Raw genomic sequence first — 16,589 nt, forward strand, 5'->3', positions numbered from 1 at the left:
TTTATAATTTACTAATAAGGTATACGGCATCTTCCCCTTCATTCTCTTTCCAGTTCACTTTAACTTTTTCCTCATTTATAGCATCTACCTGTCTCCCGTTATAATCGGGCTGAATGGGCAAATGCCTGCTAAACCTGCGGTCTATGAGCGTAAGAAGCTCAATTTCACGTGGCCTTCCAAAAGATTGCACCGCGGTAAGTGCCGCCCTAATGCTCCTTCCGGTATAAAGCACGTCATCCACAAAGATCACCCGCTTATCTTCTACTACAAAATCTATATGGGTTTTATTGGCCTCAAGAGGTTTATCGCTTCTTCTGAAATCATCCCGGTAAAAAGTGATATCCAGCTGCCCCATCTTAATCGTGGTAATACCATAGTCTTCCCTAAGGATCTTATAGATGCGGTTTGCGAGAAAAGCACCCCGTGGTTGTATACCAATGATCACCGAATCTTTGAAGGTATCGTGATTTTCAATCAACTGGCAGGCCAAACGTTGTAAAATGATGTTCATTTCTTTTGAAGCAAGCAACACTTTTTGGCTCATAATAACTGAAGTTAACATAACAAAAGTATGATTTTTTTTGTGAGAACTGCATCTGCAAGGATCAAATAAAATTTAGGCTACACCTATAAATAAAGAGTTTTTTATAATTTCCTTCTTCAGAAATAGGCAAATTAAAGTTTATCTTGCAGTAAAAATTTAATGCTCTACCTCTTACACGAATCCCAGGAAAAAGAATCTGTAGAGGAAAATATCCTCCCGGTTTTAAAGAACATTGAATATGAACCGGTGTCTTTTCCGCTGGACAAAGAATTCGATATTGACGCAGATTCATGCCTTCTCCTTTTTTTGCCCGATTCTGCATTGAGAGAGATCATTCCCGTGGCAGCAAAAAACAAATGGCCTATTGCCATCTTACCTCATCCCGAAAATAAATTCACCTCAAAAGGGCTGGGAGTTTCAGAAGATATTGAAGACGTGATCACTCAATTTACCGAGTGTGATAACCCTTATCATATTGACCTCCTGTTTTGTAACGACATACCAGTTTTTAGCTCCATAAATATTGGAGACATCTTTTTACTTTCCCAAAGGCACGGCAAAAAGAACTTTTTTCAGGAGGTGGTGAATATTATTCGCAATATTCGCAAAGCTTCCTCGCTTTCTCACCATTCCTATCAAATAAGTACAGACGGAGAAAAGGTAATTCACACCTCTGCTTTAGGAATTATTGTAGTAGAACATGCATCGAGTTCTCTAATTTCAAAACGCCTGCTTGAGGAAAGCTCTATAAACGACGGGGCTTTTCAGGCTTTCGTACTTGCACCGCAAAACCTTATGGTACTGTTGTGGTTCTTCCTTAGAAGTCTTGTGCCTAGCAAAAAGACGCTCACCAAGCTCCCTTCTTTCATCGGAAAAATAAAAACTTCAAACCTGCAGGTGGCCGGGAAAGAACCCGTTGATTACACCATTGATGGAGAGAAAAAACAAGCTGAAGAACTCAATATTGAAGTTCTTAAACAAACGCTTATTCTTAAACAGCAAAGTGTTTACAGTGATAAAACCGAAAAGGAAAACGGAAGAAAAAGTATAAAAATTGAAGGACTGCCAACAGGGGAAACCCGAAAGGAACTCATTAAAAGGAGCCTGCCAATCCTGCCCCGTGCCAGCACAGAGCAATTCCAGGACCTGTTTAAGGTACTTAGAAACAACTCGACAATAAGCACCTCTTTCATGGTGATGATGATCTTATCTACCCTTATTGCAACTTTTGGGCTTTTTGGGAATTCCTCACCGGTAATTATTGGCGCTATGATACTGGCACCGGTAATATCGCCTATTGTCTCCTTTTCTATGGGAATGGTGCGATATGATGTACCTATGTTAAAGGAAAGTTTTGTCACCATTACCGCCGGCACCCTGGTTTCGCTCGCTTTTGCTGCGGGGGTAAGTCTTGTGATCCCTCTTAAAGTACTCACCCCCGAAATTGAAGCCAGGCTCTCCCCTACTTTACTTGATATGGGAATTGCAGTATCATCGGGTATTGCGGCAGCTTATGCCCACGCCAATGAAGGCATTGCAAAAAGCCTGGCAGGAGTAGCCATTGCAGTTGCATTAGTTCCGCCACTTGCGGTAGCCGGGATTGGTATTGGCTGGTGGGATTGGGAAGTATTTTCGGGTGCAATTTTATTATATGCCACAAACCTTGCGGGCATTATATTGTTTGGAGGCCTCACTTTCCTATTTCTGGGCTTTGCCCCCTTTAAAAGGGCAAAAATGGGACTCGTTTATACCCTCGTCATCGTAGTTCTGGTGGCTGTTCCCCTCACCCTTTCTTTTGACAGGATTATGCAAGAGGCCAATATCACCCGTGCTCTTGAAGGCGCAACAATTCAGAATGTGGTTTTGAGAGATGTGCGCATAAGATTCGGTTCACCCATGGTAGTATCACTGCGGCTGGTAGGCCCTCAAGATATTGCGCCTCAACGTATACAGGAAGTTAAAAAGGAAATTGAAAAGAAAATAGACCAGCCTGTAAGACTCGAGGTAGTTTCGGCCATGGAATTTTAATCTTTGATAATGAACTTAGTCATCAATTGTGATGGCATAAAACTTTCTTCGCAGAAGAAAATTGAAATGAAAAAATTTTTACTTGCACTGCTAATTCTTCTCCTTGTATTTCTTGGCCTCACTTACTGGTCTATTTCAATAGGCCCTTCGGAATTATTTATTTCAAAAGTCATTCCTTCCGAAATTTCTTCGGGCAGGTTCCAGGATGGAGACAGGGTAACGGCAGTAGCGACTAATAGATACGAAGCCAACGCCATTAAGCGTTTTATGCAAGGCGATAACTACCGCGAGGCCTGGGAGGCCCCGGTACAGGCCGAAATTTTTCTTCTTGATTCTTTTACAATCCAGGAAGAAGGCGGCGGTAATCAAACAAAGTCTCTTAAAATTGTAGGTAAAGACGGCGCTCTTTACAGTCTACGCAGTATCAACAAAGATCCTTCCCCTTTAATTCCAGAAGTTGCAAAAACCCTTGGCCTCGAAAACATTGTGGTAGATGGTATTTCTGCACAACATCCTTATGGAGCTGTTCTTGCAGCCGCTCTTGCCGATGCTGCAGGCATTCTCCATACCCACCCAAAAATTGTCTTTGTGCCACGGCACGATGCGATGGGAAAATATTCCAAAAAATACGGAAATCGTCTGTTCCTTCGCGAATATGAAACCGAAGGTAAAGTCAATTGGACCTCTTATAATAACGTAGATAAAATCGTGGAGACCGATGAACTCCAGGAAATGAAGATCAACCTGAAGGAGGCTCTGCACATTGACCACCAAAAACTGGTGCGGGCACGGCTTTTCGACCTCCTTATTGGTGATTGGGACCGGCATACAAAACAATGGGGTTGGGTGATACAACAACGGGGGCAAAATAAAGTGGCAATTCCGTTGCCCGGAGACAGGGATAATGCTTTTTTCAGGATTGATGGCGTTATTCCCACCATCCTCACCAATCACCTGGTACAGCCCATGGTGAGGCCTTTTGAGAAGGATATTGATCATATACCTGGGTTTGTTTATCCTTTTGATGTTTACTTCCTGAAAGATGTGCCCCGGCAGATTTTCATAGAGGAAGCACAATACCTGCAACAACACTTAACAGACACTGAAATCAATAAAGCTCTTGAAGCCTGGCCTCAAAGCCTGGTGCAACTCAATGGGAATGAGATAGCTTCAAAACTGAAACATCGAAGGGACAAATTGCAGGAATATGCCAAAGAATTTCATGAGGAGATCAATAAAAAAGAACCCTTTTCAGGGCCTTTAAAGGGAAGTGAAGAGGTAGAGCTACCTGCAAACTTGCAGAAGTGTTTTGAATGTAGATAGCCAGGTATTTAAATGTAAAGTTTACAGTAAAAAAGCACTTAATATTTACCCCATCTTTTTTTAAATCAGTAAATTTATACCTCATATTTTTCTAAATTCTCTCCCCATGAAAAAGCTGATCCTTTTTCCGATCTTGGCTTTATTTCTTTCATCATGTACAGCCGTAAAATTTGAAAGTCCACAACCATCTACTGCTCCTTCAATTTCAGAATTTCCTTCAAAAATGCATGGCATATTTGTTTCAAATAATGAAGACACCCTTTTTATCGAAAAGCATTATTTTCGATATTCCGGAGGTACAGAAACAGGTGTTGACGGAGACCTTTCTAAGCCACAAACTGTGCTAAAGAAAATGAATAGCAGTTATATTTTAAACCTTTATGATAAGGATAACTGGAATGTTTTCCCCTTTAAGGCTTCCAAGAATAAGATTGTTACCCACTGCGCCAATTTAACTTCAGAATCTGAACAACTCATAATGGAGGTACAGGAATCCAGACCTGTTAGAGAAATAACATCTGAAGATGGTAAATTCGAATACTATCTACTTGCACCAACAGATAAAGAGTTTCGGCAACTCCTGCGAAAAAACCTTTTTTCAGAAAAAAAGATTTTTAAGAGGTTAAAGTAATCAGGATTTCATTTTACGGCTTTCAGTAGCCATTATTTTATCCCAAAACGTGAAGTATAGGCCGTAATTGGTCATAAATTCTGTGTGGTGATGGTGGTGATGGGTGGCGCCAATAAATAGTTTCCCAAAACGGCTTTTTTGGAACCACAGCGGATAGATCTCTATATCAAGATGGTTCACTACACTACTTACCGTCATGACCAACAGGTAAAAACCCAAAACATAGATATTCACAGGTAAAAAGATAAGAATCAATGGCAGGATAAGTGCTTCGATCAAACTTTCCCATGGATGAAAGGAAAAAGCCGTCCATGGTGTAGGAATACGACTATCGTGATGTACCTTATGCACAATCCTGAAGACTTTGGGGTGATGCATCCAGCGGTGCACCCAGTAGTAATAGGTTTCATGAATGAGTAAAATAGCTAAAAGGCTCACCGGCAAATACCAGTAGCCATAAAGAGGGGGTTCCAGGTACACAGCGGTATGTCCCTTTAGCCACAGCCAGTAGGTAGCCGCCCCCACCAGGGCAAAAATTGCCGATGATTTTATGCTCCACACAATCTCCTTTTTCAACTGCTTTTTGTTAGCCAGCCTTTTACTTAACCTTCTTTCGTCATATTTCTTAAAATTTTTGACGTAATAATAGTAGTAAAAGACCCCTGCTGCCACAAAATACCTGAAGAGGATTGCAAAAAAGAAGATTATGGTATAAACCAGGAGAATTCCGGGGGTAGTTGTTTCAGGTACAAGTATTTCAGTCATAGCCCTAAAATACTAATTACAATCTTAAATTCCTGTCAAAATATTCCGAAGCTATTTTTAAGTTTCCTGATATTTTCAGTAGTCCTTCATCTTTGCTTAACCTTTATTCTTTAATTTTACATACATCAAGCACTAAAAATGGCAACATCAACCGAATTCCCTTCAGAATTCATTGCATATACCCGGAAAAACAACCAGCCAGAATATATATTTTATTCCGAAGGCATTAGCCAACCGGAATATGCTCATTATACCCTTGAATTTTTTATTGATAAAACTAAACCAACAACATGAAAACCATTGCATTAATTGCCCACAACAGCCGCAAAACCGACTTGCTTAACTGGGCCAAAGTACATCGTGAAGCACTCTTAAAATACAAACTCATAGGCACTTCCAACACTTCTAAACTGCTCAGCGATATGCTGGATATAAAAGTTACCGGTTTTGGCCACGGCCCCAGCGGCGGCGACATTCTCCTGGCAGCTAAAATACTTCAGGGGGAAGTGCACATGATCATCTTTTTCATTGATGCCGAAACTCCCCACGGTCACGAACATGACATCCAGACCCTCATAAGGACTGCAGTGATCAACAATATCCCAATCGCACTAAACCGGGCATCGGCCGATTTACTGATTCTTGACGAAAGAGATCAGGAAGAATAGATCTGCAAAAAATCAGGGAAGAAAAATGCCATTTTTGGCACCCACCGCTTGTTCTCTCCTGGTGCATGTAGGGCTGCTAAAGAATTGAAACAGATCTAAAAAGCGCTTTTGCTTATCTTTTCATATCTTCAGTAAAAATTAAGCTGAAGCTATGAAAATACTCCTTACCGGCGCCACAGGATATATTGGAAAGCGCCTCCTTCCTATACTGCTTTCCCGCGGCCACGAGGTGGTGTGTTGCGTTAGGGACAGGAACAGGTTTCCTACCGATGGGATATATGCACACGACAGGATCTCTCTGCTCGAAGTTGACTTCCTGAAGCCGCTGCCTTCATCTGAAGTTATTAAAGACATTGATGCCGCTTATTACCTCATCCATTCTATGAGTGCAGGTACCGGAGATTTTGCAGAAATGGAAGCTGCTTCGGCCCATAATTTTTTAAAGCTTGTGGAGCCAACTTCGGTAAAACAGATCATCTACCTCACCGGGATTACTAACGAAGAAGAACTTTCCAAACATCTTTCTTCCCGCCAAAATGTAGAAGAGATCCTTGGCAAAAGCAGCGTGCCACTCACAGCTCTTAAAGCCGGAATTATTGTGGGTTCGGGTAGTGCTTCCTTTGAGATCATGCGCGATTTGGTTGAAAAACTGCCGGTGATGATCACTCCCAAGTGGGTCACCACCAAGAGTCAGCCAATCGCTATAAGAAATGTACTCGAGTATTTAGAAGGGGTGCTTCTACGGGAAGACACCTTTAACAGGGCTTTTGACATTGGTGGGCCCGATGTGCTTACTTACAAAGAAATGATGCTGCAGTTTGCAGATGTAAGAGGTTTTAAACGCAAGATCATTACAGTTCCCGTAATGACTCCCCGGCTTTCCTCCTACTGGCTTTATTTTGTTACGTCAACTTCTTACAAGCTTGCCATAAACCTTGTAGACAGCATGAAAGTTGAGGTCATTGCGAAAGATAATGATCTTGAAAAAATGCTGGGAATAAAATCCATTCCGTATAAAGAGGCTGTAGCGCTGGCTTTCCAAAAAATTGAGCAAAACAGCGTTATCTCCAGCTGGAAAGATTCGCTGGCCTCCAGTTATTCAGATAATTCTTTACTGGAGCATATCAATGTACCTACCGATGGCTGCTTTAAAGATTACCGGGAAAAGAAGATCACAGGTGATCCAGATGCGGTTCTAAAAAATATTTGGGCGATTGGCGGAAAACGTGGCTGGTATTACGGCAGCAGGTTATGGAAAATAAGAGGCTTTATGGATAAAATGGTGGGTGGCGTAGGGCTTAGGCGCGGGCGCACGCATCCATACCATATCAATACGGGTGACACTTTAGATTTTTGGCGGGTACTGGCAGCCGATGAAAAGAACCGCCGCTTGTTGCTATATGCCGAAATGAAATTACCCGGCGAAGCATGGCTGGAGTTTAAGATCACTGAAAGAAATGGGGAACATTTTCTGCAACAAACCGCGACCTTTCGACCCCATGGCCTTGCGGGTCGCCTCTATTGGTACACCGTGCTTCCCTTCCACTTTTTTGTTTTTGAAGGCATGGCCGGCAACCTCGTGAAATTCATTGACAAAGACTTAGAGGAAAAAACAAAATATCCTGAACAAAATCTTTAGAAACCCAGTCGCTAAAATTTCTTTCTGAAATGCCATTTTAAAGATCTTTACTTCGGAAAAATTCAGCTCTAACTGAAGTCTTCTCTTTCAATTGAAAATTCACCTTCCCTGAAGTCTTTAAAATTCGGAATTCCCTCTGAACTTAGGTGCTCCAAAACTTGGAAAAGTAGCAGGTTTACGTTATCTTAAATAGAAAATTCAGAAAAAAAGAATTATGAAAGAAAATGTAGGTAAAAAAGATCAGCTCATTAGAAGTATTGCAGGCCCTGCCCTTATGGGAATAGGCTTTTTTGCCCTTGGCGGGAACAAGGGAAAACTTGCAGGTCTTGCGGCCATAGTTACAGGAACCCTGATTGCTGAAAGTTCCATCACCAGGGTATGCCCGGTAAACGAATTTCTTGGTGTTGACACCAGGGAGAAGAAAAAAAGTCCGATTAAAAAGATCAAAGAAGCCCTCGTTTAATTTAGCGGAGTTTTCGTTTCTTAGCTGTAGATAATTCCTGAATGGGCACGTCGCGGCTAAGCTTACCGGTCATTGTATTTGCACAATTTTGCTGCACCTCCTTATGGTTTGCAGGTAATGGCGTGATGAACGATCTCATCCAGACTTTTGATCTCGGTCCTGCCGCACTCGGGCACCTTACATCGGCAGTACAATTCGGTTTTATTACCGGCACCCTGGGTTTTGCTTTCCTGGGAATTGCAGACCGGTATTCCCCCTCAAAAGTGTTCTTCTATTCTGCTATTTTTGGCGCCTTTTTTAACCTGGGGATGCTTGTGGAAAGCAACAGCTCCGGCAGTTTGCTAATGCTTAGGTTTCTTACAGGATTTTCCCTTGCAGGAATTTATCCCGTGGGAATGAAGATCGCATCCGATTATTATCGGGAAGGCCTTGGCAAATCTCTCGGTTTCCTGGTAGGTGCTTTGGTTCTTGGAACAGCACTCCCGCACTTACTCTTAACAGTAACCGGGCTGCAGGGTTTACCGTGGAAAAGCGTTCTAATTACTACTTCATTTCTGGCATTTTTGGGAGGGAGCCTCATTTTACTGCTTGTGCAGGATGGCCCCTACCGAAACCCAATGTTACAAAAGGATTTTTCAGCCATGCTCAGGGTTTTTAGAATTCCGAAGTTTAGGGCAGCGGCATTGGGGTATTTTGGGCACATGTGGGAATTATACACCTTCTGGGCCTTTGTTCCTGTGGTACTCAAGGTGTACAGCGTCCTTCACCCTCACAGCAATTTCAATATTCCTTTACTTTCTTTTTTCATCATTGGCTCCGGCGGACTCGCCTGTGCGGTCATTGGTCTTCTTTCCCAAAGTTGGGGCACTAAGAGAAGTGCTGCAGGTGCTTTACTACTTTCGGCTGCGTGTTGTATCATTTCTCCCCTTATGTTTCTGCAAACTTCAGAAACGTTCTTTATTATTTTTCTCCTTTTCTGGGGCATGGTTGTAGTGGCCGATTCTCCCCTGTTTTCTACCCTTGTCGCAAAACATGCACCTTCCGAAACACGGGGCACGGCATTGACCGTGGTGAACTGCATAGGTTTTGCTATCACTATTGTGAGCATCGAATTGACAGGTTTTGTGCTTGAAGTGCTCGATCCGGTTTATCTCCTTTTATTTTTGGCACCCGGGCCTCTACTGGGCCTGCTGGCTCTTTTCAGAAAAACAAGAAATCAATTGCCTACAATTTCCCCCGAAAAAGTTTAAATTTATACAGTAAGCATCTATTACCAAATGGAATACGATTACGACTATATTATTATTGGCAGTGGTTTTGGAGGCTCGGTGAGTGCGCTGAGACTTTCAGAAAAAGGTTATAAAGTACTCGTAGTCGAAAAAGGAAAGTGGTTTAAAGTCAAAGATTTTCCCAAAACCAACTGGAACCTGAAAAAATGGCTCTGGATACCGGCATTGAAATTTTTTGGCATCATGAAACTGAGCGTCTTCAGGCATGTGGCAGTAATTTCGGGCACAGGTGTGGGTGGCGGTTCGCTGGTCTACGCCAACACCCTTCCGGTGCCAAAAAAGGCATTTTACACCTCTGGTTCGTGGAGGCAGCTGGAAGACTGGGAAGAGGATCTCAAACCACATTACCAGACTGCTTTAAAGATGTTGGGGGCAGTGCCTAATCCACGATTGTTTGATGCCGACAAAGCCCTTGAGAAAATGGCTGAGGACATGGGCAGAAAAGAGCATTTTGAACACCCTCATGTAGCTGTTTACTTCGGAAAAGAGGGAGAAACCAAAGAGGATCCCTACTTTGGCGGCAAAGGGCCAGATAGAACCGGCTGTAATTTTTGTGGCGGCTGCATGACCGGTTGCAGGTATAATGCAAAAAACACCCTTGACAAGAATTACCTTTGGCTGGCACAAGAGCTGGGGGCAAAAATACTGGCAGAAAATGAAGTCACTGATGTAAAAAAGCTTGCTTCGGAAGCTTATGAAGTGACACTCAAATCGAGTACCTCCTACTTCGGGAAGACCAAAAAACTGCGGAGCAAGGGAGTGATCTTTTCCGGCGGAGTTTTGGGTACGGTAAAACTTTTGCTCAAGCTGAAGCAGAAAAGTCTTCCGAAGTTATCCGATAAAGTGGGAGACGAAATCAGAACAAATAACGAGACCCTCATCAGCGTTTCTACGGCCGACAGGAAGAAAGACCTTTCTAAAGGCGTAGCCATAGGGAGCCTGCTGCACACAGATGACAACAGCCATCTTGAGGTAGTGCGTTACTCCAGAGGTTCGGGTTTCTGGAAGTTATTACACCTGCCAATGGCCACAGGAAAGACTCCCCCGCAGCGTATATTGAATGTTATTTCTCAGCTAATAAGTTCCCCGGTTTCCTGGTTTAAAACATATTTTATCAATGGCTGGTCAAAAAGTACTGCGGTACTGCTTTTTATGCAAAGCATTGACAGCACCATAAAACTGAAGAGAAATTTCTTCGGAAGCATGTCCAGCGGCATAAGTTCGGGAGAAAAACCTACTTCAGACATTCCTGCCTCAAAAGACCTCACCAAAAGGTACAGCAAAGCCATCAATGGGAAAGCCACTTCTTTTGTACTGGAAAGCATTGCCGGAATTCCCACTACTGCCCATATTTTAGGCGGTGCGGTGATGGGCAAAAATGCTTCAGAAGGCGTGATCAATTCCAGGAATGAAGTTTTTGGTTATGAAAATCTCTACGTCATAGACGGATCAATGATCTCGGCAAACCCGGGTGTGAACCCCAGTCTTTCCATCACTGCAATAGCCGAAAGGGCCATGTCTTTTATTCCGCAGAAAAATGAGGTGTCAAAAATGGCATTTTTGAAGCATCATTCCGAAAAGATTAAAGGCTAAAAAACGACCGTTAGTTAAATAAGATAAATCTATAGAAGTTTAATATTCAATAGAATAGACTGAAGTATTTTTACATCGAAAACCTTTAGGGTTAGGATGTCCCCTACACACCTTTCCCTTCAGGTTTTTCATTTTTCCTTCTGTAACAATTGTCACTGTTTATTCCTTCCAAAAGAGCTTTTTTTGTAGTATATTGATAATCAGATAAAACTACAGTCATGAGCTACTATTTTACCACTACTTTAAAACAGGATTTTGACACAGCCATTCAAAAAGTTACCGAAGAACTCAAAAAAGAAGGTTTCGGTATTCTAACAGAGATCGATGTGAAGGAAACCTTTAAAAAGAAACTGGATGTAGATTTCAGAAAGTATAGAATTCTGGGTGCCTGCAATCCGCAAATGGCGCACCAGGCTATTTCAGCCGAGAGCAAGATTGGAACTATGTTGCCCTGCAATGTGATAGTGCAGGAAACCGGCGACGGCACGATTGAAGTATCAGCCGTTGATCCTGTGGCTTCCATGCAAGCCGTTAAAAATGACACTTTAGGGGATGTTGCCACGCAGGTACGGGAAAAGCTGAAAAAGGTAATTGATAGTATCAACTAAATTGAAAAAAGAAATGAATAAAATCCGGGGACTTCTAAATTCTCCGGATTTTTTTTGCTACCACCCTGTGTAACAAAAGTAACTGTACGGGCGCAACTTAGGAATTACTTTTGTCCTGTTTTTAAATGATAACACTTATGAAAACGGAAAAGATCATACAAGCCGGAAAAGGAACCATACTGGACGTTAGAACAAGAGCAGAATTTGCTGGTGGCCATGTAGCAGGTTCCAAAAATATACCCCTTACAGAATTACCCGATGAATTTGAGAATTTGAGATCATGGGAAGGCCCAATCATTCTTTGTTGCGCTTCGGGCATAAGAAGTTCTCAAGCAGAACAATATCTCACCCGTGCCGGAATTAATTGTGTGAACGGGGGTTCCTGGCTCGAAGTAAATTACCTACAAAATAAAGCATCTTAAAATGATAGAAAGTTTAAAACGAATTCTGGGACTTGGCCCAAAAACAAATTATGCCCAATTACTTGAACAAGGCGCCACTATTGTTGACGTACGCACCAAAGGAGAATTTAGCAGCGGGCACATCAATGGGTCAAAAAACATTCCGTTGAACAGCCTGGGCCAGAACCTGAAGAAAGTTGGAGATAAAAATAAGCCTGTCATTACCTGTTGTGCTTCGGGCATGAGAAGTGCTTCGGCAAAAAATATATTGAAATCGGCAGGATTCACAGAAGTACATAACGGCGGCGGCTGGAGAAACCTTCAGAATAAAATAGGATGAAAAACAGGTTTTTAAAAAACTGGACATGGGTACGAGCTGCTTACCTCATTATTGGAATGCTTATAATTTTTCAGGCTGCCAGTGCAGCACAGTGGTGGGGGCTTGCTTTAGGTATTTACGTTGCTGCTATGGGGCTTTTTAGCTTTGGGTGTGCAGCAGGAAATTGTACGGGGACAAATTGTGCACTGGAACCTGATCGAGATCAGGAATTAAGAAAATAAACAGAATTATATTTACCACATAATTACACTTATGGAAGAACATATCTATAACGTCGATTTACACTGGAAAACAGATCGCAAAGGGGAAATATCTTCTCCTGAACTCGATGAGAAAATCGAAGTGGCCACACCTCCCGAATTTCCGAAGGGAATTGCCGGCATCTGGTCTCCGGAACATCTTTATACAGCTGCAGTGAACAGCTGTTTTATGACTACTTTTTTGGCAATTGCCGAAAATTCAAAACTGGAATTTGAAAGTTTAAGTTGCCCTGCAAAAGGAAAGCTGAGCAAACAGGAAGGTAAGTTTATAATGTCTCAAATTGTACTTGAGCCAGTGCTTACTATCTACAATGAAGAAGATAAAGAGAAGGCCGAAAAGATCCTTTTTAAAGCCGAAAAAGCCTGTCTCATCACGAATTCTATAAAAGCTGAAGTTATTTTAATTCCGAAGATAAATCTGGCAGAATCTTTGGTATCCTAAGTTTCCAGTCCCCCTACACTGGAGATCCCGTCTGAAGATTTTTTGTCTTCTTCGGGATCTTTTTTTTTGCGCAGTTTCAGCCATTATTATAGGCAAATCCAGAAATAATTTCATTTTCAACAAGGCTGACTGTAACAAATGATCTCCAGAAAAGTCTATAGGAGAAATTGCTGAAGAAGAAATATTAAGGGCAGGTTTTTCAAATCAAAAACCTGCTCACTTTTCTAAGGCAGGTAAACCTTTCAAAAATGGATAGATTATTCCTGATTATCGTCACGTTGCTCTTAAGCCAGAATGTTTTGGCCGGTGAAAAGACCATTACTACTTCAGACGGGGTTGACCTTTACGTGAAAGTAGAAGGCAAGGGCACTCCACTGCTTTATATTCACGGCGGGCCGGGATCGGGCAGCTACTGGTTTGAGAAATTAACTGGTGAATTTTTAGAACAGCATTTTACCGTAGTCTACCTGGACCAACGCGGGGTTGGAAGATCACAAAGTTCACCCACCCAGGATTATTCCCTTGACCGTATGGCGCTCGACTTTGAAGAAGTAAGGGCAGCTTTGGGTTTTAAAGACTGGCTTACCCTGGGTCACTCCTTTGGAGGCGTTTTACAAATGGGTTATGCCGAAAGGTATCCTGAAGCACAAAAAGGAATGCTCATGATAAATTGCACGCTCAACCTTATAGAATCGGCTTGCGAAAGCTGGCTTCCAAAGGCAGCAGAATATGTTGGGGAAACCTATAGCTGTGCGGGAGACACAGTTACCCTGGCACAAAGAATGAATGAGTATGGCGGAAAGCTGCAGGAAAAAGGCCTTTTCTGGAAAATGGGCTCCAGAGATCCTGAAACTTTTCCAAAGCTCGACCAAATGTCTGGAGAAATCGAAAATTTCAATTACGACCTAAGCAACAATATCATGAACAGAAGCGAATACTGGCAAAACTTTAAACTGCTTAGTGGTGGTATGAAGATGCCGGTGCTCTACTTCTACGGCACCAATGATTATATGGTGGGGCCGCGACATTATAAGGATCTTGAATTTTCGAATCTACTTTTATGGGAAAATAATGGCGGGCATGTGCCGTTCATAGAAGACAGTAACGATCTCGAAAAGGCCGTGCTGGCATACAAAGAAAAGTACAGGGTTTAAAAATAATTGTTTGAGGAGAACAGGTTGTCAAAAATGCGTTTTTGGCAACCTTTCTTATTCCGGTCAATTTTAGCGGATCGTCTCCAACCCTTCGGGTGGCGTTACAGCAAGTTCCTCGAGATCAGGTTCGGGAAGATCAAAGTTTCTTTTATCCTTTTTATATTCCGCAACATATTGGCTCAGGGTTTCCAGTTCCCGGACATTCAGGTAGTTGGAGTTAGGCTTCTCTACCAGTTGCAGCCAGGGCACGGGCCCTTCAAAGTTGTAATCTCCAAAAACCATAAAAGGAGTGCCGTTGTGTTCTACAATTTGGCCTGTAGCATCAAGTTTCCACTGTTTGGCCCAGTTGTAAATGCTAATGGCATCATCTTTTCGCAATCTCACACAAGCGTGGCTGGCAGGGTAACCAGGCAGGGAATATTGGTGCACACCAACGCCCTCAAAGTTCATAAAATTGAAGTAGTAAGGCATAAGCCAGGAATCATCTACCGTGCTAATTTTACTGCGGGCCTTATAGTTTCCGTAGAAGAGACCGGCGGGAGTTTGCGTAGACTTTTTTCCCGAGCTCACGGGTCCCCATTTTAGAAGTTTTCCATTCTCGTACAATGCAAATCCCTGTATTCTTCTCGAGATAAGCACGGTCTTAGGTATGGAATCGAGCATTTCCAGTCTTTGGGGAAAAGGAGAATAATCTAAAAAGTTTTTGGTGAGGGTATCGGGTATCACCAAAACATCACCTGCCCTTAGCCGGTAGGCGTCCACGCGGTTGATGGCAAAAATAAACTCCTGCTCCAGTTCGTTGAACCTGGTTTTAAAACTATCAACCTGGGCAGTATTTTCAAGGCTGTCACGATGATAGGTAACGAACAGGGGCAACTTTTCGACTTCCTGGCTGACCGTTGGTTCAATTGTAGCCGCTGGTTGATTAGAATTTTGAGACTGAAGAGCCGTTTCAGATCGTTCACAGGAAGTCCATCCTGTAAGTACAAGAAGGATTAAAAGAAAATGAGCGATATTTTTCCGGATGCATTTCATGGTCTTCTGCTCAAAGCATTAAAAACAATTATAAGATACTAATAATCAAATATTAATAAGATTACTTCCCCTAACTCTATTACTACTAATTTCGACAATTTTTGGGTCATTCCCTGTATGAACCGAAAATCAATTCTTTTGAAAAATGGCATTTTAAAGGTTCATTTCTCATGATGAAAATACTCCGTATTCCCTGAAAAAACCTTAAAATAAACTAAAATGTTTAGCAATAAATAATTACCTTGTCAACATCAAAAAAATGCTGATTATGAAATTTCTTTTCCTTCTTTTCTTCACCCTATTAGGAACGGGAGCAATGGCGCAGGAGAGCCCGGTCACTTTTGAAAGTAAGGGAATTACCTTCTCTGGAGATCAAAGTGTAACGCGCGAGAATAAACAAATTGTAGAGCTTACCGGCAATGTACATTTCACTACCTCTATAGTAGAGATTGAGAAAGCCGAAAAAATAGTTTACGATAAGAACACCAAAACATTTACAATTAGCGGTTTCAATGAGCTTATGCTAAACGGAAAAAAACGCCTGGCTTCAGATTTAGGCTCTACAACCCTAAAGATCGATCTTGGTGGCAGCATTGCATACCTGGTAGCCGAATCTACAAATTGTAAAGGCGGGAAAGGCAAAGGCTGCTAAAATTCATGAACGAAGCTTATTTTAGAGACGAAGATTTCACCTCAGAAAATCTTCGTGACGGCAACCTTCCCGAAGGCGAATACGACAACTGTACTTTTAAAGCCATTAATTTTTCCGGTGCTCACCTGTCAAAAATGACATTTTCGGAATGTGTTTTTGAAGCCTGTGACCTTAGCAACTGCATTACCAGAGGAACCTGCATCAGGGACACAGAGTTTATAGACTGTAAACTGATGGGTTTAAATTTTCATGAGCTTGATCCTTTTTTGCTCTCATTTTCCTTTCAAAACTGCCTTTTAAACTTTTCTTCTTTCTCAAGATTAAAACTGAAGAATATTTCTTTTGAAGATTGCAAGCTGATTCAGGTAGATTTTTCTGAAGCCGATTTAACTTCAGCCACTTTCCAGAATTGTGATCTTAGCGGTGCCACCTTTATAGATACCAGGCTTGAAAAAGCCGATTTTAGCACTTCCAGGAACTTCAGCATAGATCCTGAAAATAACAACATCAAGGGGGCTCATTTTTCTGCAGAAAATATTCGGGGCCTTTTGGAGAAGTATCAAATCCAGATCTTATAGCTTTTCTGCCATTTTTGAACCTGTTATTAGCGGCCCGATTCTTGCTGATTGTAAAACCGGCAGATAAAAAGCTTATCTTTGCCATCTTCTTTACAAGATACACGGCAGGTTGTAAGCCGGTTCAGAATAAAAAACAGCAGCTGTTTCAAGAAAGTGCAACGTCTTTTCCAGCATTT

General features: G+C 42.1%; 20 protein-coding genes. 17 read left to right on the forward strand and 3 right to left on the reverse strand.

The window, feature by feature from the left end:
• Position 1: 1 nt before the first annotated feature.
• Positions 2-544, reverse strand: coding sequence for a bifunctional pyr operon transcriptional regulator/uracil phosphoribosyltransferase PyrR (pyrR, locus tag VS868_RS01840; RefSeq protein WP_266070632.1), 543 nt, complete (start codon positions 542-544; stop codon positions 2-4).
• A 159-nt stretch (positions 545-703) separates the two neighbouring features.
• On the opposite strand from pyrR, the gene VS868_RS01845 reads away from it, so the two are divergent.
• The 3 genes from VS868_RS01845 to VS868_RS01855 all read left to right on the forward strand — a co-directional run bounded on the left by VS868_RS01845 (position 704) and on the right by VS868_RS01855 (position 4,526).
• Positions 704-2,572 carry a DUF389 domain-containing protein gene (locus tag VS868_RS01845; RefSeq protein WP_266070630.1) on the forward strand — a complete coding sequence of 623 codons (1,869 nt, stop codon included), beginning with the start codon at positions 704-706 and terminating at the stop codon, positions 2,570-2,572.
• A gap of 9 nt (positions 2,573-2,581) precedes the next feature.
• On the forward strand, positions 2,582-3,895 hold the full coding sequence (locus VS868_RS01850; protein ID WP_345598996.1) for a hypothetical protein: 1,314 nt from the start codon (positions 2,582-2,584) through the stop codon (positions 3,893-3,895).
• 106 nt (positions 3,896-4,001) lie between these two features.
• A complete protein-coding gene (locus tag VS868_RS01855) occupies positions 4,002-4,526 on the forward strand; it encodes a hypothetical protein (RefSeq protein WP_266070628.1) in 525 nt (174 codons plus the stop codon).
• On the opposite strand, the gene VS868_RS01860 is transcribed toward VS868_RS01855, so the two are convergent.
• Entirely contained in the window at positions 4,527-5,291 is a 765-nt protein-coding gene (locus VS868_RS01860) for a sterol desaturase family protein (RefSeq protein WP_345598997.1), read from the reverse strand.
• A gap of 138 nt (positions 5,292-5,429) precedes the next feature.
• On the opposite strand from VS868_RS01860, the gene VS868_RS01865 reads away from it, so the two are divergent.
• From VS868_RS01865 to VS868_RS01920, 12 genes are all read left to right on the forward strand, one after another.
• On the forward strand, positions 5,430-5,585 hold the full coding sequence (locus VS868_RS01865) for a hypothetical protein (protein WP_345598998.1): 156 nt from the start codon (positions 5,430-5,432) through the stop codon (positions 5,583-5,585).
• Entirely contained in the window at positions 5,582-5,959 is a 378-nt protein-coding gene (locus VS868_RS01870) for a methylglyoxal synthase (RefSeq protein ID WP_345598999.1), read from the forward strand. Before VS868_RS01865 ends, VS868_RS01870 begins: the two co-directional genes overlap by 4 nt.
• Positions 5,960-6,110: 151 nt before the next feature.
• The gene (locus VS868_RS01875; RefSeq protein WP_345599000.1) at positions 6,111-7,598 is read left to right on the forward strand and encodes an SDR family oxidoreductase; all 1,488 of its coding nucleotides are present in this window, start codon (positions 6,111-6,113) and stop codon (positions 7,596-7,598) included.
• 214 nt (positions 7,599-7,812) lie between these two features.
• Positions 7,813-8,061, forward strand: a complete 249-nt coding sequence (locus VS868_RS01880) for a DUF2892 domain-containing protein (RefSeq protein WP_266070623.1) — start codon at positions 7,813-7,815, stop codon at positions 8,059-8,061.
• Positions 8,062-8,102: 41 nt separating this feature from the next.
• Positions 8,103-9,311: an MFS transporter gene (locus VS868_RS01885; RefSeq protein ID WP_345599001.1), complete on the forward strand. Its 1,209-nt coding sequence runs from the start codon at positions 8,103-8,105 to the stop codon at positions 9,309-9,311.
• 27 nt (positions 9,312-9,338) lie between these two features.
• Positions 9,339-10,943 carry a GMC oxidoreductase gene (locus tag VS868_RS01890; RefSeq protein ID WP_345599002.1) on the forward strand — a complete coding sequence of 535 codons (1,605 nt, stop codon included), beginning with the start codon at positions 9,339-9,341 and terminating at the stop codon, positions 10,941-10,943.
• 218 nt (positions 10,944-11,161) lie between these two features.
• Positions 11,162-11,551, forward strand: coding sequence for a DUF302 domain-containing protein (locus VS868_RS01895; protein WP_266070620.1), 390 nt, complete (start codon positions 11,162-11,164; stop codon positions 11,549-11,551).
• Between the two features lie 137 nt (positions 11,552-11,688).
• Complete coding sequence (locus VS868_RS01900; protein WP_345599003.1) at positions 11,689-11,973, forward strand: rhodanese-like domain-containing protein; 285 nt, start codon at positions 11,689-11,691, stop codon at positions 11,971-11,973.
• Position 11,974: 1 nt separating this feature from the next.
• On the forward strand, positions 11,975-12,292 hold the full coding sequence (locus tag VS868_RS01905; protein WP_345599004.1) for a rhodanese-like domain-containing protein: 318 nt from the start codon (positions 11,975-11,977) through the stop codon (positions 12,290-12,292).
• Positions 12,289-12,513: a hypothetical protein gene (locus VS868_RS01910; protein WP_266070617.1), complete on the forward strand. Its 225-nt coding sequence runs from the start codon at positions 12,289-12,291 to the stop codon at positions 12,511-12,513. Before VS868_RS01905 ends, VS868_RS01910 begins: the two co-directional genes overlap by 4 nt.
• 31 nt (positions 12,514-12,544) lie before the next feature.
• Complete coding sequence (locus tag VS868_RS01915; protein WP_345599005.1) at positions 12,545-12,994, forward strand: OsmC family protein; 450 nt, start codon at positions 12,545-12,547, stop codon at positions 12,992-12,994.
• A 248-nt stretch (positions 12,995-13,242) separates the two neighbouring features.
• Positions 13,243-14,148 (forward strand): alpha/beta hydrolase, encoded by a 906-nt coding sequence (locus VS868_RS01920; RefSeq protein ID WP_266070615.1) that lies wholly within the window; start codon positions 13,243-13,245, stop codon positions 14,146-14,148.
• A 69-nt stretch (positions 14,149-14,217) separates the two neighbouring features.
• On the opposite strand, the gene VS868_RS01925 is transcribed toward VS868_RS01920, so the two are convergent.
• Positions 14,218-15,183, reverse strand: coding sequence for a L,D-transpeptidase (locus tag VS868_RS01925; protein ID WP_345599006.1), 966 nt, complete (start codon positions 15,181-15,183; stop codon positions 14,218-14,220).
• A gap of 268 nt (positions 15,184-15,451) precedes the next feature.
• Here VS868_RS01925 and VS868_RS01930 point away from each other — a divergent pair, with 268 nt between their 5' ends.
• Together VS868_RS01930 and VS868_RS01935 are read left to right on the forward strand one after the other, a co-directional pair.
• A complete protein-coding gene (locus VS868_RS01930; protein ID WP_266070613.1) occupies positions 15,452-15,835 on the forward strand; it encodes a hypothetical protein in 384 nt (127 codons plus the stop codon).
• 5 nt (positions 15,836-15,840) lie between these two features.
• A complete protein-coding gene (locus VS868_RS01935) occupies positions 15,841-16,413 on the forward strand; it encodes a pentapeptide repeat-containing protein (protein WP_266070612.1) in 573 nt (190 codons plus the stop codon).
• Positions 16,414-16,589 lie beyond the last annotated feature (176 nt).

The organism is Salinimicrobium sp. 3283s (assembly GCF_039602225.1).
Classification (GTDB): Bacteria; Bacteroidota; Bacteroidia; order Flavobacteriales; family Flavobacteriaceae; genus Salinimicrobium; species Salinimicrobium profundisediminis.